15 protein-coding genes are annotated in these 17,235 nt (G+C 71.5%); 8 read left to right on the top strand and 7 right to left on the bottom strand.

All coding sequences use genetic code 11. The annotated features are described in order from the left end of the window. Positions 1 to 17 precede the first annotated feature (17 nt). The 3 genes from HB370_RS29810 (at position 18) to HB370_RS29800 (ending at position 1,407) form a co-directional block, all read left to right on the top strand. Positions 18 to 485, top strand: coding sequence for an ATP-binding protein (locus HB370_RS29810; protein ID WP_030777418.1), 468 nt, complete (start codon positions 18 to 20; stop codon positions 483 to 485). Positions 486 to 559: 74 nt separating this feature from the next. Beyond that, on the top strand, positions 560 to 988 hold the full coding sequence (locus tag HB370_RS29805) for a phage holin family protein (RefSeq protein WP_244405677.1): 429 nt from the start codon (positions 560 to 562) through the stop codon (positions 986 to 988). Beyond that, on the top strand, positions 985 to 1,407 hold the full coding sequence (locus HB370_RS29800; RefSeq protein ID WP_030777413.1) for a DUF3618 domain-containing protein: 423 nt from the start codon (positions 985 to 987) through the stop codon (positions 1,405 to 1,407). The genes HB370_RS29805 and HB370_RS29800 overlap by 4 nt, the downstream gene beginning before the upstream one ends. Positions 1,408 to 1,465: 58 nt before the next feature. On the opposite strand, the gene HB370_RS29795 is transcribed toward HB370_RS29800, so the two are convergent. Continuing rightward, positions 1,466 to 1,987, bottom strand: coding sequence for a hypothetical protein (locus HB370_RS29795; protein ID WP_030777411.1), 522 nt, complete (start codon positions 1,985 to 1,987; stop codon positions 1,466 to 1,468). A 258-nt stretch (positions 1,988 to 2,245) separates the two neighbouring features. On the opposite strand from HB370_RS29795, the gene HB370_RS29790 reads away from it, so the two are divergent. Next, on the top strand, positions 2,246 to 2,626 hold the full coding sequence (locus HB370_RS29790; protein WP_030777409.1) for a hypothetical protein: 381 nt from the start codon (positions 2,246 to 2,248) through the stop codon (positions 2,624 to 2,626). Positions 2,627 to 2,678: 52 nt separating this feature from the next. Here the strand turns inward: HB370_RS29790 and HB370_RS29785 are convergent, their stop codons facing one another. The 3 genes from HB370_RS29785 to HB370_RS29775 all read right to left on the bottom strand — a co-directional run bounded on the left by HB370_RS29785 (position 2,679) and on the right by HB370_RS29775 (position 7,429). Further along, the gene (locus tag HB370_RS29785; RefSeq protein WP_167513046.1) at positions 2,679 to 4,106 is read right to left on the bottom strand and encodes a non-reducing end alpha-L-arabinofuranosidase family hydrolase; all 1,428 of its coding nucleotides are present in this window, start codon (positions 4,104 to 4,106) and stop codon (positions 2,679 to 2,681) included. A gap of 262 nt (positions 4,107 to 4,368) precedes the next feature. Further along, a complete protein-coding gene (valS, locus tag HB370_RS29780) occupies positions 4,369 to 6,903 on the bottom strand; it encodes a valine--tRNA ligase (protein ID WP_244405675.1) in 2,535 nt (844 codons plus the stop codon). A 46-nt stretch (positions 6,904 to 6,949) separates the two neighbouring features. Continuing rightward, positions 6,950 to 7,429, bottom strand: a complete 480-nt coding sequence (locus tag HB370_RS29775) for an Lrp/AsnC family transcriptional regulator (protein WP_030777405.1) — start codon at positions 7,427 to 7,429, stop codon at positions 6,950 to 6,952. Positions 7,430 to 7,522: 93 nt separating this feature from the next. Between HB370_RS29775 and HB370_RS29770 the strand changes: the two genes are divergently transcribed. After that, complete coding sequence (locus HB370_RS29770) at positions 7,523 to 8,335, top strand: LLM class flavin-dependent oxidoreductase (protein WP_030777403.1); 813 nt, start codon at positions 7,523 to 7,525, stop codon at positions 8,333 to 8,335. Beyond that, positions 8,332 to 8,772 (top strand): nucleoside deaminase, encoded by a 441-nt coding sequence (locus HB370_RS29765; RefSeq protein ID WP_030777401.1) that lies wholly within the window; start codon positions 8,332 to 8,334, stop codon positions 8,770 to 8,772. Before HB370_RS29770 ends, HB370_RS29765 begins: the two co-directional genes overlap by 4 nt. A gap of 19 nt (positions 8,773 to 8,791) precedes the next feature. Here the strand turns inward: HB370_RS29765 and HB370_RS29760 are convergent, their stop codons facing one another. Continuing rightward, the gene (locus HB370_RS29760; protein ID WP_030777400.1) at positions 8,792 to 9,415 is read right to left on the bottom strand and encodes a flavin reductase family protein; all 624 of its coding nucleotides are present in this window, start codon (positions 9,413 to 9,415) and stop codon (positions 8,792 to 8,794) included. Positions 9,416 to 9,917: 502 nt separating this feature from the next. On the opposite strand from HB370_RS29760, the gene HB370_RS29755 reads away from it, so the two are divergent. Further along, positions 9,918 to 10,301, top strand: a complete 384-nt coding sequence (locus HB370_RS29755) for a hypothetical protein (protein ID WP_030777398.1) — start codon at positions 9,918 to 9,920, stop codon at positions 10,299 to 10,301. A 6-nt stretch (positions 10,302 to 10,307) separates the two neighbouring features. Then, the gene (locus HB370_RS29750) at positions 10,308 to 14,210 is read left to right on the top strand and encodes an AAA domain-containing protein (protein WP_030777397.1); all 3,903 of its coding nucleotides are present in this window, start codon (positions 10,308 to 10,310) and stop codon (positions 14,208 to 14,210) included. Between the two features lie 43 nt (positions 14,211 to 14,253). Here the strand turns inward: HB370_RS29750 and HB370_RS29745 are convergent, their stop codons facing one another. Both HB370_RS29745 and HB370_RS29740 read right to left on the bottom strand, forming a co-directional pair. Beyond that, positions 14,254 to 15,306: a beta family protein gene (locus HB370_RS29745; RefSeq protein WP_030777396.1), complete on the bottom strand. Its 1,053-nt coding sequence runs from the start codon at positions 15,304 to 15,306 to the stop codon at positions 14,254 to 14,256. A 405-nt stretch (positions 15,307 to 15,711) separates the two neighbouring features. Next, positions 15,712 to 17,106: an MFS transporter gene (locus HB370_RS29740; RefSeq protein WP_280117795.1), complete on the bottom strand. Its 1,395-nt coding sequence runs from the start codon at positions 17,104 to 17,106 to the stop codon at positions 15,712 to 15,714. Between the last annotated feature and the right edge of the window lie 129 nt (positions 17,107 to 17,235).

The following is a 17,235-nucleotide window of genomic DNA, read 5'->3' as shown; positions in this document are numbered from 1 at the left end:
CCCGCCACGGTGATCCCATGACCCCCACGACACCCCAACTCCCCAACGCCACCGTACATTCGTTCTCCCAGCTGCTGTCCTCCACCCGCCGGGGCGCGCGCCTGGCCCGGCTGCTCGCCGTAGGAGAGCTGCACGCCTGGGGGCTGTCACCCACCGTCATCGACCGCGCGGAGCAGATCGTCGCCGAGCTCGCGGCCAACGCGGCCGTGCACGGGCGGGTGCGGGGGCGGAGCTTCCGGCTCGTCCTCGGCCTCGACGTCACCGCCGGAACCCTTCGCGTCGCGGTCAGTGACGCGCGCGGCGACCGGCTCCCCGCGCCCGCTACGACGGTCCGGCCGCAGGAGGCGGAGTCGGGCCGGGGCCTGCTGCTGGTGGCCGCGCTCGCCGACCGGTGGGACACGGAGCCGTACCCGCCGTCCGGGAAGACGGTGTGGGCGGAGGTGGACCTCGTACGTCCGGGCCGGCCGCCGATGAAGGGACGGTGAACCGCCCGGAGCTGGGTACCCGCGTGTGCACGACGGAAATACCGCACGCCACGCAGGTCTGGAAGGTGATCGCCGTGTCCCGTACGCAGCCCCACTACGCGGCAGACCGTCAGGCGCACGGAACCGAACCGGTGGGCGAGCTGGTCCAGCGGGCCTCGCAGCAGCTGACGGAGCTGGTGCGGGGCGAGCTGCGCCTGGCGCAGGCGGAGATGAAGGAGAAAGGCAGGCGTTACGGCAAGGGCGGCGGACTGTTCGGCGGCGCGGGACTGTTCGGGTTCCTGACGCTCCAGGCCCTCGTCGCCACCGTGATCGCGGCGCTGGCCGTGACGCTGCCGGTGTGGGCCGCCGCCCTGATCGTCACCGCCGTGCTCGGTGTGATCGCCGGGGTGATGGCGCTGACCGGGAAGAAACAGTTCGCCGAGGCGGCGCCGCCCGCGCCGGAGCAGGCGATCAAGAACGTGAAGGCCGATGTGGCCGAGATCAAGGAGAGTGCGCACCGATGACCCAGCCGCCCCACGACGAGCCCACCGCGTCCGGCCCGGAGGAACTGCGCGAGCAGGTCGAGCACACGCGTCAGGAGCTGGGCGAGACGGTCCAGGCGCTCGCGGCGAAGACGGATGTCAAGGCCCGCGCCAAGGAGAAGGCCGCCGAGGTGCGGCAGCAGGCGGCGGAGGTGAAGGACCAGGCCGCCGTCAAGGCCGCGGAAGTGAAGAGCCAGGCCGCCGTCAAGGCCGCGGAAGTCAAGGAACAGGCCGCTGCCAAGGCCGCGCAGGCGGGCCGGTTGTTGCAGGAGAAGGCTCCGGAGCCGGTGCTGCAGACCACGGCCCGGACCGCGCGCTGGTCCCGCGACAACCGCGTACTGCTGCTCGCCGGCGGCGCGACGACGCTGCTGCTGTGGCTGGCCTGCCGCCGCAAGAGGTAGCCGGAGGACGCGGAAGGGGGCCGGCACCCGCGGGTGCCGGCCCCCTTCCGCGTCTTGGTCACTTCCGCTTGACCGGCGGGCAGGTGCCCGTTTCCTCGCCGATGGAGTTGATCTCGGCGTTGGAACGCACGTCGTCCGCGTAGTTGATCTTGTCCGTGCACTTCTTGTCGTCGGACGCCGGCTTCTGCACCGGCGGACACGTGCCGGTCTGCTCGCCGATGGAGTTGATCTCGGCGTTGGAGCGCGGGTCGCCCGCGTAGTTGATCTTGTCGGTGCACTTCACGGCGGGCTTGGCGGACGTCCCCGACGACTTGCCCTGCGCGGTGCCGGACGTGCCGGACGTGCCCGACGACTTGCTCCCCGCAGTGTCGGGCTTGGCGGAGCTGTCCGACGACTTGCCTTCCGCGCTGCCGGACCCCGGGGTGCTCGTGGCCGTGGCCGGCGCGTCGCTCGCCGAAGCGGAGGCGGACGCGGACGCGGAAGGGGACGTCTTGGCGTCGTCGTCGTTACCGCATGCCGTCAGCGCCAGGCCGAGGGCCACGGCGGTGAGGGTCAGTGCCGAGATCTTCCGAGTGCGCATGCTGTGTCCGTCCTCTGTTGCGAGCGGTCCGGGCGACTGTTCACCCGTGTGGCCTTCTGCCCTCATTGATAGGCGGCCGGGTCGCCCCCGTTGCCTCGCGCTCGCGCTCAAGACACGTTCGTGACATGACGGGGACGGCACCGCGACGTCCCGCCCGCCCAAGGCGCCCCGTCGCACCGGGTGTTCGGGGCGTGGAGCAGCCGGATACGCTGCCCGGACGCCGTCCGGCGGATCCCTGATCAGCAAGGCCGAAGGAACATGAAGACTCTGATCCTGCTGTTCGCCGCGGCCGCCGTCTTCGTCACGCCGACCGCCCTGATATGGCTGCTGGGACGGCGGGCGAGGATTCCCGGCCGGCTGCTGATCGGGTTCCTGGTGGCCGGGTGGCTGACCGTGTTCGCCGGAGGAGCACTTTCCCAGCGCGCGCAGCCGGTCCTGTTCCCCGACACGTCACCCTGCTACGGCACGCGCGGCACCCCTGTCTCGCGGTATTTCCCGCCCGACTCGTTCTGCCGCCACGCGGACGGGGAGCTGCGGACGGTCAACGGGCCGAACGCCAGGCTCGTGTTCTGGACTGCCGCCGGCGGCACCACGGTGATGGCGGTGGCCGCCGCCTTCGCACGGCGTCGTCGTCCATGAGAGGAACCCCGGCCGCCGCACGGCCGGGGTTCCTCGAGACCGGGACTGACGGTCAGCGCTGGAGGGTGAGGACACCCGGGCGCCACGGCAGCTGGTCGTAAGGACCGCTCGCGGACGGGGACTTGCCCTGGTAGAGGAGCTGGAGGTTGCAGGGGTCGATGGTCATGGTCTGGTCGGGGTTGTTGCGGACCAGGTCACCGTGGCTGATGTCGTTGGTCCAGCCGGCGCCGCTGTTGGCCTTGCCCGCGAAGGGGTTGGACTCGGTGGCGGCCTGCGGGGTCCAGGAGCCGTTCAGGCTGGTGGCGGTGAAGGAACGGAAGTAGCGCTGCTCGTTCGCGCCCCGGGCCTCGACGATCATGAGGTACTGGTTCTGGCCCTGCACCTTGTAGACCTGCGGCGCCTCGAACAGGTTCTTCGTGGTGTCGCTCATGACCGTGGTGTAGGAGGAGCCGAAGTTGCCCGGGAAGTTCCCGATCGGCATGCTCGCCCGGTAGATCTTGCCGTTGTCACCGGCGAAGAACAGGTACATGTTCTGGTCGTCGGCGATCAGCGTCTGGTCGATCGGACCGGTGCCGGAGTCGGGAAGGCTGCCGGTGAACAGCGGCTGCGGGGCGGACCAGCCGTTGGGGTTGGTGGGGTCGCTGGAAGTGCGGTAGATGAACGGCCAGGCACCCCACTGGTAGGCCAGCACCCAGACCTTCTTCGGCGCGAAGTAGAACAGGGTGGGCGCCACCGCGGACTGGCTCATCCCGGTCTGGCGGGCCGAGGCCATGTCCGACCAGTTCGTGAAGGGAGCGAACGCCATCGAGCCGTACGACGATCCGGACACGTTCGACGCGTAGACCAGGTGCTTGCCGTTGTACGTCACGTTGGTGAAGTCCTTCAGCGCGGCCCATCCGTTCGCCGGCTGCGCCAGGGCCCCCGTGGACGACCACCGGTACGTCGACGGAAGGGCACACGAGCCGTCGGTCGGCGGGGTTCCGGTCAGGCCGGTCCACTTCTGGTTGCTGCCGCCGTTGCACGTACCGATCTGGACCGCCGTGCCGTTGGCCGTACCGGCGCCCGCGGCCTCCAGGCACAGCCCGGACTCCGTGCCGACGACCGTGCCGTCGGACTTCACCTGCCACTGCTGGTTGGTGCCGCCGGAGCAGGTCCATATCTGCACCTTGGTACCGGACGTGGTGGCGTGCCCCGGGACGTCCAGGCACTTGTTGCCGTATACGGTCAGCTGCTTGGCGTCCGTCAGCGTCCACTGCTGGTTCGTCCCGTCCCAGCAGTCGTAGAGCTGCAAGGCCGTACCGTCGGTCTGGACGCCACCCACCACGTCGAGACACCGGTTGGAACCGACACCGCGCAGGGCGCCGCTGCTGGCCGCCTGCGCCGGGGTGGCGACGAGCAACGCCGCCAGCGCGGTCAGGGCCGCGAGCACCGCGGCGAGCGCCGCGGACGGATGCCTGCGGCTGAAACTTGCTGTGGGCATGGGGACTTCCTCAACTCTGAGTAAGCGGTCGTCTTGGCGCGGGCATGACATGCGGTGTGTTCGAAATGCCGAACGTCGGCCGCAATGTCGGCCATCTGAAGAATTAGGGAAGCGGTGAACGGCGTCAATACTTCTCGCAGGAGTCGCTTGCGTATCCGAATGTTTCGAAGTTCCCGCGCACGCCTCAGCCGCCCCTGCTCGGGGTGGGCCGCTGGTGCGGCCACCCGGGCGGGGCGGCTGAGGATTCCGCGGCCCTGACCCGTCAGGCGGCCTCGGGCAGTTCGACCGTCACCTTCAGGTCCGCCGCCGCGGAGTAGGCGATCTCACCGATGTGGCCCGCGTTCTTCAGATCGGCCTCGAGGGAGCGGATCGCCTCGGTCAGTCCGGCGGGGGCCGCGACCTCCACCCGGGGGACGTCGGACCGCATGGACAGCTTCGCCTCGCTCTTCGCCTTGCGGACCGCCCTGATCACCTCGGAAGCGGACGGGAGGAGCCCCGCGTCGCCGGAGGTTCCGGCGAACTCGTCGGCCGCGGGCCAGGCGGACGTGTGCACCGAGGTCTCGTGCGTCCACGACCACACTTCCTCGGTGACGTACGGAATGAACGGCGCGAGCAGCCGGATCACCGTGTCCAGGGCCAGCCGCAGGGTCAGGCGTGCCGAGTCCGAGCCGTCGTAGGCCCGCTGCTTGACCAGTTCCACGTAGTCGTCGCAGAAGGTCCAGAAGAACCGTTCGGCGGCGGTCAGGGCCGTGGTGTACTCGTAGGCCTCCAGGGCCTGCGTGGCCTCGGTGACGGTCCGCTTCAGCGACTCGATCAGAGCGGCGTCCAGCGGTTCGCCGACCGTGGCGTCCGCCGCCGCCTCCGGGAAGCCGTACACGAACTTCGCCGCGTTCAGCAGCTTCGTGGCCAGGCGCCGGCCGACCTTCATCTGCTTCGGCTCGAACGCCGTGTCGGTGCCCGGCCGCGCGGACGCCGCCCAGTAGCGCACGCCGTCGGCACTGTGCTCGTCGATCAGGTGCTCGGGGGTGACGACGTTGCCCTGCGACTTCGACATCTTCTTGCGGTCCGGGTCGAGGATCCACCCGGACAGCGCCGCGTGCCGCCACGGTGTCTCCCCCTCCTCGATGTGGGACCTGACCACCGTGGAGAACAGCCAGGTGCGGATGATGTCGTGGCCCTGCGGCCGCAGGTCCATCGGGAAGGTGAGCCCGTACAGCTCGGGGTCGTTCAGCCAGCCGCACGCCAGCTGCGGAGTGAGGGAGGAGGTCGCCCATGTGTCCATCACGTCGGGCTCCCCGGTGAAGCCGCCCGGCATCCCCCGCTGCTCCTCGGTGTAACCCGGCGGGACAGCGCTCTGCGGGTCCACCGGGAGGGCCGACTCGTCGGGGACGACGGGGTGTTCGTAGTCCGGCTCGCCGTCGGCGTCCAGCGGGTACCACACCGGGAACGGGACGCCGAAGAAACGCTGCCGGGAGATCAGCCAGTCGCTGTTCAGGCCGCGGACCCAGTCGTCGTAGCGCGCCTTCATGTGCGCCGGGTGCCAGACGATCGACTCCCCGCGCTCCAGCAGCTCCTCCCGGTGGGCCATCGTGCGGATGAACCACTGCCGGGAGGAGACGATCTCCAGCGGGCGTTCGCCCTTCTCGTAGTACTTCACGGCGTGCGTGGTGGGCCGGGGCTCGCCGGCGACGAAGCCGCCCTCGCCCAGCGCCGCAACGATCGCCTTGCGCGCCTGCGTCACGGACAGGCCGGCCAGCGGAGCGTACGCGCGCTGCGCCGAGCCCGGGTCCGCGCACGGCAGGGTGGTGAAGTCCAGCGGTTGCAGGCGGCCGTTGCGGCCGACGAGGGTGCGGGTCGGCAGGCGCAGCTCACGCCACCAGACGACGTCCGTCTGGTCGCCGAAGGTGCACACCATGGCGATGCCGGACCCCTTGTCCGCCTTCGCCAGCGGATGCGCGACGACCGGCACGCGGACCCCGAACAGCGGGGTCACGGCCTCCCGCCCGAACAGCGGCCGGTAGCGCTCGTCGTCCGGATGCGCCACCAGCGCCACGCACGCCGGCAGCAGCTCCGGCCTGGTCGTCTCGATGTGCACCGGCTCGCCGTCCACCGTGAAGACCAGCCGGTGATACGCGCTCGGCACCTCCTTGTCGATCATCTCGGCATTGGCGACAGCCGTGCCGAAGTCGACGTCCCACATGGTGGGCGCCTCGTCCTGGTAGACCTCGCCGGCGGCGAGCATCTTCAGGAACGCGGCCTGCGAGGTGCGCCGCGCCTCGGCACCGATGGTGGTGTAGTTCAGCGACCAGTCCACGGACAGGCCGAGCCGGCGCCACAGATGCTCGAAGACACGCTCGTCCTCGGCGGTGAGCCGCTCGCACAGCTCGATGAAGTTGCGCCGGGAGACGTCGACGACCGGCGGCCGGTCCTTCTTGGCGAGGTTGGCGACCGGTTCCGGCGCCGTGAACTCCGGGTCGTACGGCAGGGAGGGGTCGCAGCGGACGCCGTAGTAGTTCTGCACGCGCCGCTCGGTCGCCAGGCCGTTGTCGTCCCACCCCATCGGGTAGAACACGTGCTTGCCGCGCATGCGCTGGAAGCGCGCGATGATGTCGGTGTGCGTGTAGGAGAAGGCGTGACCGACATGCAGTGATCCGGACACCGTGGGCGGCGGGGTGTCGATGGAGTACACCTGCTCGCGCGCGGCGGGTCGTACGAACCGGTAGACGCCGTTCTCGGCCCAGATGGCTGACCATTTGTCGTCCAGCCCGTCCATGGACGGCTTCTCCGGCAGTGTCACGGTGAACACACCTCTCGTCGGCTCGTGCACCTGGTGGCCGCGCAGTCTACGGCGTCGAAGCCCCTGGAGCGGTAGTCGATTCGGGGGCGGTCGGGCCGCGGTAGGGGAGGGTCTGGCTGTAGACGACGCTCGTGGTGGCGCTGCCGAAGGCGGCGAGTTCGTCCATGAGGGTCTCCAGGTGTCCCATGGAGGTCGCGGCCACCTTCAGCGTGTAGCAGTCGTCGCCGGTGGTGCGCAGGCACTCCAGGATCTCGCGGCGTTCGGCGAGGAGGCCGCGCAGCGGTTCGTGGCGGTTGCCCGGGTATTTGAGGCGGACGACGGCGAGGACGGGGTAGCCGACCTTGGCCAGGTCGACCTCGGCACGGTAGCCCGTGATGACGCCCAACGCCTCCAGATTGCGGACGCGTTCGGTGGTGGCCGACGGGCTGAGGTTCACCCGGCGGCCCAGCTCGCTGAAGGAGATGCGGGCCTCCCGTTGCAGCTGCTCGATGATCGCCCAGTCGACGTGATCAAGATTCCCGGCCATGCGGCGAAAGTACCAGCAAATTCACGGCGAAACAGCGGCTACGCAGGGAGACTTCGGTTCCGTACGCCGTAATCACCGGGATAGCCTCGGTCCATGCAACTCGGCGTCAACGTAACGAACTTCGGCCCGGGAACCGATCCCGGCGTCCTGCGTGAATGGGCGCGGCTCGCGGAGGGCCTCGGCTTCGGCGTCCTCATGGTGTCGGACCATGTGGCAGTCACTCCGGACGTGGCCGAGCGGTACCCGGAGCCGTTCTACGAGCCGTTCACCACCCTGTCATGGCTGGCCGGCCTCACCACGACGGTGCGGCTGGGCACGACCGTGCTCGTCCTGCCGTACCGGCACCCCCTGTTGGTGGCCCGCATGGCCGCCAACCTCCACCAACTGAGCGGCGGCCGCTTCGTCCTCGGGGTGGGCGTCGGCTGGGCCCGGCAGGAATACGCCGCGCTGGGCGTGCCGTTCACCGCGCGGGGCCGGCTGACGGACGAAAGTCTCGGCATCCTCCGGGAGGCCAGGGACGCGGGACGCCCGGAGGGCGACGTTCCCGTCTGGGTCGGCGGCCACAGCGAGGTGGCCCTGCGGCGCGCCGTGCGGTTCGGTGACGCCTGGCACCCGCTGCGGCTCCCCCTCCCCGAGATGCGCGCGGTCCTGCGACGGCACGCGCTGCCGGGGTTCGCGCCCCGCATCGCCCTGCGCGTCACCGGCGCACCGGTCGACGCCTCCGACCGGCCCGCCGGTGTCGGCACCCTCGAGCAGATCCTCGACGACCTCGACCAGTTGCGCCTGCTGGGCGCGGACACCGTCGTACTCGACCCCTACCACGGAGACCCGGAAGAGACCCGTCGGCCCGACGCGGCATGGCAGGCACTCACCACCGTGGCCACCCACTGGAGCACCCGATCATGATCACCCCGGCCGACGAGGCCCTTCTGCGGCGTGCCATCGGCATCGCCGCCCACGCGGTCACCCTGGGCGACGCGCCGTACGGCTCCCTTCTGGCCGGACCGGACGGCACCGTGCTCGCGGAAGCCCACAACACGGTCCGCCGGGACGACGACATCACCGCCCACCCGGAACTGAAGCTGGCCCGCTGGGCGGCCCGCGAACTCGACCCGGACACGGCTGCCCGTACCACCCTGTACACCAGCTGTCAGCCGTGCGGCATGTGCGAGGGCGGCATCCTCCGCTCCGGCATCGGCCGGGTCGTCTACGCGCTGTCGACCGAGCAACTCGTCGCGCTCAACCCGCCGTCGGGCGCCTGGCCGGCGGTGCCGCACGACGGCCCGGCCCTCCACGACGAGGCGCGCGACCCCGTAGCGGCCTATTACCGGCCCACCCGTTGATCACCAGGCGGGGCTGTGCTCAGGCGCCGGGGATTCCCCAGGCCATGGCGAGCCGGGACGGGTGGACGTTGCGGCTGTTGCCGTAGAACCCGCAGAACTTCATGATCAGGGGGTCCCAGCGGTCGGCGTCGATGTGGCGGCGGCTGCCCGGCACCAGCAGGCTTTCCTCGACGTGGACCCGTACCACGCGTGCCTCCACGGCCACGAGGCCGGAGCCCTCCTCACCGAACGGATGGACGCGGTCGACGACGGCCTCGAGGTGGACCGGGCACTGTGCCACCCGCGGCGGGCGCACCTTCTCCGAAGCCATCTCGGTCAGTCCCGCCGCCTCGAACTTGTCGCGCTCGTACCGATAGCCCTTGCGCAGTTTGTGGCCCGGCACGACCCGCGAACCGGTGAGCAGCGCCAAGCGGTCCACGGCGTGGGCGAGTTCCGGTGAAGCGAGGTTCAGCACGCACTCACGGGTCCTGATCAGGTTCCTCGTGGTCTGCGAGGTCTCGTCCAGGCCCAGCATGCAGGACTGGTCCACCCACCAGGCGGAGGACATGGGCGCCAGATTCACCGAGCCGTTCTCGTCGCACGTGCTCAGCAGGACCACGGGGGTGCCGAAGTAGAGCACTCTCGGGTCGACGGTGACATGCATGGGCTCCTCGCGGGGGCAGGGGGAACGTGTGGTGCGGGCGGGGCGCCCCGCCCTGGCCACTGTGTCGGACAGGTCGGCTCTCCCGCTGGCGGAAATCGGACCTTGTCTCCGCCGAGTTCCGGCGCGGGAGTGCCGTGCTCGCCGCGCGCGCACGGGATGTGCGCCGGCCAGGCGGCGTCGGCGCCGCGGCTTGCGTGCCCACACACCTGGCCCCCACGGCACCGGCACCCGGGCCGGACGCGCCCCTGTGCTGGCTGATCTTCGCGACGCCGGCGACCCGCTGGGCGGATGCCCGCGTGAGGGCGCGCCGGGCAAGCCGGTCCGGGCGGAATCGCGCGTGAACCGACCCGGCAGGGAACGCGCGGGCCCCGGCCATCGGCAAGCACTTTCACGCCAACGACCTGCGAGGCAAGGCGGAAGGGAGGCTGCGATGTCAGTGCCGGGCGCTAGTGTCGTTCGCCCGGCAAGGAGCCGGTGAACTCACGGGGAGCACGAGAACGCCATGCCCGACAACCACATCGGATACCGGATCTCCGTCGTCGACGAGGACCCGCTGCGCGCCCGCAAGGAGGCACGGGAGCTGCTCGCCGTGCTCGCCGAGGCGGACTCCACGGCCAGGCTCGACCTGCCCGCGCCCGGCGGCCCGGTGGGAGCGGGCGACAAGGGCGGCCCCTCCGCCGAGACCGTCGGGCTGCTGCTGAGCGCCGGCTCTTTCGTCGTCGGGCTGGTGCAGACGTGGCTGGCGCGGGTCCCGCAGCGGACCATCGTCGTCAAGCGGCCCGACGGCGCGGTCCTGCACATCACCGGCAAGGAGGCCCGCGAGGACGACACGTTGATCGAGCGGTTCCTCTCGGACGGCGGTGACGAGGACACGACGGCGGGCTGAGCGACGATGACCGACAACGACCGTCACGCCCTGCTCGTCGGCGTCTCCACGTACGACAGCGAGGCGTACGCCGACCTTCCGGCCGTACGGGCCGATCTGCACTACATGCGGGCCGTCCTGGAGAACACCGAGATCGGCATGTACAACGAGTGCGCGATGGCCGCCGAGCCGACGCGCGCGGAGATGTTCCACGCCGTGGAGACGTTCCTGGAGGCCCGGCAGCCCAGCGAGACCGCGCTGCTCTACTTCAGCGGGCACGGCGAGTACTGCGAGCAGGACGGCCAGCTGTACTTCCTGACCCGGGACACCGATCCGGCCGACCTGCCGGGTACGGCCGTACCGGCGGAGTTCCTGGAGCGGATGCTGCAGTCCTGCCGGGCCGCCTCCAAAGTGGTCCTGCTGGACTGCTGCTCCAGCGGTTCCGTCGTGCAGGGCTGGACCGCCAAGGGGTCCTCGGCGGAACCGGACCGGCCCGCGGCGAGCACACTGCTGCGGCCGACCGGCGTGTACTTCATCACCGCGTCCGACGCCCTCCAGGCGGCCTCCGCGATGGCGCCGCCCGGCTCCGGCCTCGGCACCTCCCGGTTCACCGGGGAGATCGTCGAGGGACTGCGCAACGGCCGGATCAAAGAGGGCGGCTGGATCACCCCGGACGACCTCTTCGACTACCTGACCGCGCAGATGGCCCGCAACGGCGTACCGGAGGAGCAGCGGCCCACCAAGTCCACGATCAGGGCCACCCGCAGCCTTCCCTTCGCCCGGTCGGTGGCACGACCGGTGCGGCTTCCGGCGCCGCCCCACGACGCCGGCGACGCCGCTCGGCGCTCCCCCGCGCTGCTGAAGGCCCGGGAGCTGGCCGAGGCGGACGAACGGGACGGCGTCGACGCGCAGCGGCTGCTGCGCTACTACGCGGACTGCCTCACCGCGCAGGCGGCGGCCGGCATGCGGCCCGACCGGGACAGCGGCCTCGACGAGAAGTACTTCCTGCTGGCCCAGGGCGAGGAGACCATCCAGTCGGGCCGTGGACCACACATCGTCGCGCCCCGATCGCTGCCCCGCCCGCGGGACGGGCGGGCCGGGTCGGGCACCGAGGCGGGAACACGGCAGGAGTACTGGTACGGGTATCCGGCGATCACGCTGCCCGCGCGGGACGGCGGCCGGGGGCGGCGCGCGACGGTGGAGCTGGCGCCGCTGCTCGTCCAGCCGATGGAGCTGGCGCCGGACGAGAACGGCCGGGACGTGCTCCGGCCCAGCGGTGTGCCGTCCCTGCACAGCGGCGTCGTCTCCGAATTCCTGGACGCGGACGACGCCGCCGACCTGGTGGCCCACTGGCAGCCGGCCTGGCAGGAGGGCAACGACGCGCAGATGCTGCGCGCCATCAGGGAGTTGCTCCAGAAGCTGGGACTGACGGAACTCGAACCGCTGGATCCCTCCGCGCTCAGCCGGCGCACAGTCATGCAGGCGCTGCGGCCCGGCGCGCACAACGCGGCCGTGCTGCTGGTGCCCTCCGGCGCGGAGGCCACGGCCACCCAGGCGCTGGTGGACAACCTGCTCCAGATCTCCACGCGGACCGAGCAGATCCCGGGCACCGCCCTGGGCGCGCTGCTCGGCGGCGGGGCCGGACAGGTGCCGGCCACCACCGCCACCGCTGAGGAGCCGGTGCCACCCGTCACCCCGGGGCCGTGCAACGAGAGCCAGGAGCAGGTGATCTCCTCGGCGATGACCCAGCCGCTGACGGTGGCGACCGGGCCGCCGGGGACGGGCAAGAGCGAGGTCGTCACGGCCGTGGTCACCACCTGCGTCGCCGCCGGGCAGTCGGTGCTGGTCGCCTCCACGAACAACGAGGCCGTGAACGTCGTCGCCGAGCGCTGCGACGACATCGCGCCCGGCCTGCTGATGCGGACGGGCAACGCGGAGGCGCTGGAGCGGGAGGCGGCCAAGCTGGAACGGCTGCTCGCCGAACCGGTCGAGGCGCCGCGGCGCGGATCGGCAACCGTGGGCGGCGAGTTGCGGAACACCCGGGGGACGGCGCAGCGGCTGCGGACGGAGGCGGCCCAGCGCGTCGGTGAGGAGACGCGGCTGCTGGAACTGCTCCGCGACCGGGAGGAGCGGGCCACCGAGCTGGGGCTGCCCCTGCCCCTCCTCGAAAGGGCCTGGGCGGCGGACACGGACGGCCCGGCGCCGCTGGACCGGTGGGCGGAGCGGGCACGGAGAACGGCCGGGGCCCGCTGGTGGCAGCTCGGGGAGTGGCGACGTGGGCGAGCCCTCGCCGCGCTGGTCGCGGCGGTGGCGGAGCACCCCGAGGGGTCCGGACCGGCGTGGCCGGCCTGGGCGGCGAGCCGGCCGGTGCCGTCCGAGCTGCTGGAGTCCCTGGCCGGGATCGTGTCCGTGGAGCGGGAGGTGCGGGAACTCTTCCGCCGGCACGGGGAATGGGACGAGGACGGCCTCAAGGCGTCCAGGGCCGCCACGGCGGAAGCACTGTCCGGCCTGTCGGCGGAACTGTCCCGCGCGCTGTCCGCCGAGACCCTGGACCGGGCCACCGGACTCATGAACCAGCGGCTTCAGGCGCTCCGCCGCCGCTCCGGCTACCAGCGCAGTCAGAAGAACCTGATGACGCAGATCAAGGGATGGGCCGTCAGCACCCACTCCGTGCGGCAGCTCGAACTCGCCCCGAAGCTGTTCGACCTCGTCGTCATCGACGAGGCCAGCCAGTGCTCCGTCCCGTCGGTGCTGCCGCTGCTGTTCCGGGCCCGCCGGGCGCTGATCATCGGCGACCCCATGCAGCTCGGGCACATCCCCGGTGTGTCACCACAGCAGGAGAGGCAGGCGCGGACGCGGGCCGGGCTGAGCGCCGCGCAGCTGGAACACCGCCGCCTCGCCTACCACGCGTACTCCTCGTACCACGCGGCCGAGCAGCACGGCGACGGCACGCTGCTCCTCGACGAGCACTACCGGTGCCATCCACGCATCGCCGACATCGTCAACGGCCACTGCTACGGCGGCCGTCTGCGGGTGCTCACCGACGTGCGGCGGCAGGTGCCGGGGCACGACCCGGTGGGAGCGGCCGACCCGGCACCGGTGCTCGGCTGGGTCGACGTGCCCTCCGGGGAGTCGGCACGTGGTGGCGACGGCCGGTCCTGGCGGAACACGGCCGAGGCAGAGGCCGTACGGCGCGTGGTCGACGGACTGCTGGCGGGGCTCGCGCCGGACGCGACCGTGGGAGTGGTCACGCCGTTCCGGGCGCAGAAGGAGACACTGGCCCGGATGTGGCGGGACGACGACCGGGTCCGGGTGGGCACCGTCCACACCTTCCAGGGCGGACAGCGTGACGTGATGGTGCTCAGCCCGGTGGCGGCGCCCAACACACCTCCCCGCACGACGCACTGGGTCGCGAGCCAGGTCAACCTGTGGAACGTGGCGGTCACCCGGGCCAAGTCGCAGCTGATCACCGTGGGCGGCCTCGCCTTCTGGCAGGAACAGAGCGGCCTGCCGGCCCTGCTCGCCGCGCGCTCGGCGCCGCTGGGGGCGGGCGGCGACGGCACGACGGCAGAGTCCGGCCCGCCCGGCCCGGTGACCGAGGCCCGCGAAGACCTCGCCGACCGCCTGCAGCAGTACTTCACCGGACGTGGCATCACCGATCTGGAGCGGGCCTCCCTCGTGGGCGGACACCCTGTGGACCTGGTGTTCACCGACGCCGGCGCGAACACGGCGGTGCTGATCGACCCCGGACCGAGGCCCGGCGAAGACCCCGCGCGGCACCTCAGGCTCCTCCACGCGCGAGGCGACCTGCTCACCGGACTGCCCTCCGGGGGACGTGGGGCCAAGGCCTGCCCGGTGAGCCGGACGGTGCGGGTGCCCGCCTGGCGGATCCTGGCGGGCGAGACCGCGCTGGCACCGCTGTTCGACTGAGCCACGCGCAGGACGGCCTGCGCTCGCCTGTCCGGCGGCCCACTCAGCCGCCGGACAGGCCCTGTACGACATACGTCATGTGCTGGAGGTTTCCCGCACACAGCCATTCCCTGGGACCGCCCACGCCCTTGCTCGTCGTGAGCGGGCCGTTCGCGCAGTCGCTCAGCCACTCCTCGCCCTGCCCGGCCCCCGCGCCCCGGAACTCGGGCAGTTCGACGATCCGGCGGGCCGCACTGCGGTTGACGGCGATCCGGTCGGGCCCCCGGGTCAGCGTCTTGAACAGGAGGTACGACCTGTCGGTCGTGTAGCGGAGCACACCCCAGGGCGGTCCGCCGCTCCCCGGTGTCGGAGCCTGAGCGAGGGCGGACGGGTGCTGTACCCCGTAATCGCCGTAACCGAGCAGGGGAGCGTAGGCCCGGCCCGTGACGCGGACCTCGTGCCACATCCGCCACTCCGCCCGCGCGCTCTCGCACCACCCTTCCTCCAGCATGTCGGCGGTGACCCGGGGAAAACCGCCGCCGAGCAGCACCGCGCTCCGCCAGACCGCCAGGGGCATCAATGCGTCGAGGGCGCGCAACGCCTCCTTCCCCGCGTCGGGCCGGTCGTCGAGGACCGCACCCATGTCGAGCAGCAGGTCTACGGGCACCTCCGGACCGGTACGGGCCAGCAGTACCCGGACAGCCTCGCCGAGGCGGGCGTCCCACTCCCCCGTGACCCACACCCGGACACCCAGTCCGTGCAGGCAGCGCCTGGCCGTCTCCACGGCCGCCGCCTGCTGCGCCACCGTCCTCTCCGGCCCGGTGACCGGCCGCAACCATCCCAACTCGCAGAACAGGAACAGCGCTTCGGCGAGGGCTGCGGTCTGGGCGTCCTCGCCGAAGGGTGCGTCGAGCCATCCGCCGTGACGGCTGGCGGCACTCACAGGACCGACGTACTTGCCGACCGCCGTGGCCAATGCCTCCGGAGTCGCCCCGGGCAACGGCGGCAGGTTCCACAGCGGCCTGATCGCGGCCCGGACGTCCGGCCACAGCCGCCGGAAGGCGCCGGCCGCGTGTGACCGGGCCGGCAGAACGGGAACGTAGAGCGGTCCGGACATCGCGGCTCCCCCTCGGCACCGTCCGTGCGCATCCCTTTCCCCCAGAGTCCGTTCACCCCGAAGAACTTGGAAAGAGAGCCATTCCGGTCAACATGGCCGATGCGTTCGAGTAGCTCGTGACGGTGTGACGCGAGTTGGGTTGGAGCTGTGCCCGCAAGTCGTCGTCCAGGATCCACGGCCGAGTCGTCACACGACGCGAACGGGCGGTTCATCACCGCGGTCACGCCCGGTCCACGGGGAGGAACGGCATGGCGGGCAGCCTCTCGGATGCCCGTCGGATAACCCGATCACGCTGAAACGGACACAAGGCCACAGAGGCGCGAGATGCGCCGAGATTCCCCTCGGACGTGCTCGGCAGCGTGCGGACAGTGGGAAGTGCCGTACGGGCGGCGTGTGGCGTGGGGGTCAGGGCCTTGTTCCGGTCGTGGGCGGTCCCGTAAGGGCCTGCGGAGCGGGATGTTCCGTGGCCTTGGACTTCACCAGCCACAGACCGGTCAGCAGGGCGCCGGTCAAGGTGACGGCGCCGGCCGCGGTGAAGGCGGTGTCGAGGCCGGCTTCGAAGGACGCGCCGTCGGACTGCCTGGTGCGGACGACGGCTCCGAGCACGGCCACGCCGAGCAGCGCGCCGATCTGCCGGGCGGTGCTGCTGACGCCCGAGGCGAGACCCCCCTCCTGCGGGCTGACCGCCTGGATGGCGGCGCCGGTCAGAGGGGACATGGTCAGGGCGAAGCCGACGCCGGTGATGCCCAGCCGCCACCACACGTTCCCGTAACCGGTGTCCGCGTGCGCGAAGCCCAGTGCCAGCAGCCCCAGTCCGGCCAGTACGAGGCCGGCCGTGACCACGACGCGGAAGCCGTGCCGCGCGGCGAGCCGGCCCGCGTACGGGCTGACGATCACCATGGCGAGGGTGGCCGGGAGGGTCTGGAGACCGGCACGCAGGATCGAACTGCCCTGGACGGTCACGAAGAACTGGGAGAAGAAGAACGACGAGCCCATGAGCGCGAAGCCCACCACGGTCATGGCCGTGTTGGACACGGTGAACAGTCGCTGCCGGAACAGCCGCAGCGGCAGCATCGGCGCCGGAACCCGGGCTTCGACGATGACGAAGGCGGTGAGGATCAGCGTCGCCGCGGCGAAGCCGCCCAGGATCGCCGGGGAGGTCCACCCCCGGGCCCCGCCCTCGATGAGCCCGTAGGCCAGCGCCCCCACGCCCAGCACCGACAGGACCGTACCGGGCACGTCGATCGCCGGCGCGTCCGGGTTGCGGGATTCGTCCAGGACGCGGAGGCCGGCCAGCAGCAGGGCCGCGCCGATGGGCACGTTCACCAGGAAGATGGCGGGCCAGCCGAACGCCTCCACCAGCACGCCGCCGGCCAGGGGGCCCGCGGCGAGGCCGATCCCGCTGAGTCCGGCCCACAGCCCGATCGCCTTGACGCGCTCGCGCGGCACGGGGTGAGCGGCGGCGATCAGGGCCAGCGAGGCGGGGCTCAGCGCCGCCGCACCGATGCCCTGCGCCACCCGTCCGGCGATCAGCCAGCCGAGCGAGGAGGTGACGGAGCACAGGACGGACGCGGCGGTGAACACCGCGACTCCGGACAGGAACATCCGCTTGCGGCCGAAGCGGTCGGCGAAGACGCCTCCGGACAGCAGCAGCATGGCGACCAGCAGCACGTAGGCGTCGACGATCCACTGCAGGCCGGTCAGCTGGATCTGTAACCGCCGCTGCATGTCGGGCAGGGCGGCGCCGACGATCGTGCTGTCGAGCAGCACCATGAACTGCCCCAGGCACGCCACCGCCAGTAACGCCCCTTGTTTCGCCCGGGTGTTCGCGCCCCCGCGCGATACCGCCGCGGCCGTGCTCTCGTTCGGGGTCACCGTCGTTCCCTCCCTCTGACGCGGACCGGAACAAGATAGTTCGACAATCCCGAA

It is taken from the genome of Streptomyces sp. DSM 40868 (assembly GCF_011820545.1).
GTDB classification, from domain to species: Bacteria; Actinomycetota; Actinomycetes; order Streptomycetales; family Streptomycetaceae; genus Streptomyces; species Streptomyces eurythermus.
Note: the sequence above shows the minus strand (reverse complement) of the source record. Positions and strands in the feature narration are given on the sequence as shown.

Bases quoted from the DNA above. Each gene is read 5' to 3' on its own strand.
- HB370_RS29790 (WP_030777409.1), top strand. From the start codon at position 2,246: ATGAAGACTCTGATCCTGCTGTTCGCCGCGGCCGCCGTCTTCGTCACG.
- HB370_RS29755 (WP_030777398.1), top strand. From the start codon at position 9,918: ATGCCCGACAACCACATCGGATACCGGATCTCCGTCGTCGACGAGGAC.
- HB370_RS29810 (WP_030777418.1), top strand. From the start codon at position 18: ATGACCCCCACGACACCCCAACTCCCCAACGCCACCGTACATTCGTTC.
- HB370_RS29800 (WP_030777413.1), top strand. From the start codon at position 985: ATGACCCAGCCGCCCCACGACGAGCCCACCGCGTCCGGCCCGGAGGAA.
- HB370_RS29795 (WP_030777411.1), bottom strand. From the start codon at position 1,987: ATGCGCACTCGGAAGATCTCGGCACTGACCCTCACCGCCGTGGCCCTC.
- HB370_RS29765 (WP_030777401.1), top strand. From the start codon at position 8,332: ATGATCACCCCGGCCGACGAGGCCCTTCTGCGGCGTGCCATCGGCATC.
- HB370_RS29760 (WP_030777400.1), bottom strand. From the start codon at position 9,415: ATGCATGTCACCGTCGACCCGAGAGTGCTCTACTTCGGCACCCCCGTG.
- HB370_RS29750 (WP_030777397.1), top strand. From the start codon at position 10,308: ATGACCGACAACGACCGTCACGCCCTGCTCGTCGGCGTCTCCACGTAC.
- HB370_RS29785 (WP_167513046.1), bottom strand. From the start codon at position 4,106: ATGCCCACAGCAAGTTTCAGCCGCAGGCATCCGTCCGCGGCGCTCGCC.
- HB370_RS29775 (WP_030777405.1), bottom strand. From the start codon at position 7,429: ATGGCCGGGAATCTTGATCACGTCGACTGGGCGATCATCGAGCAGCTG.
- HB370_RS29770 (WP_030777403.1), top strand. From the start codon at position 7,523: ATGCAACTCGGCGTCAACGTAACGAACTTCGGCCCGGGAACCGATCCC.
- HB370_RS29745 (WP_030777396.1), bottom strand. From the start codon at position 15,306: ATGTCCGGACCGCTCTACGTTCCCGTTCTGCCGGCCCGGTCACACGCG.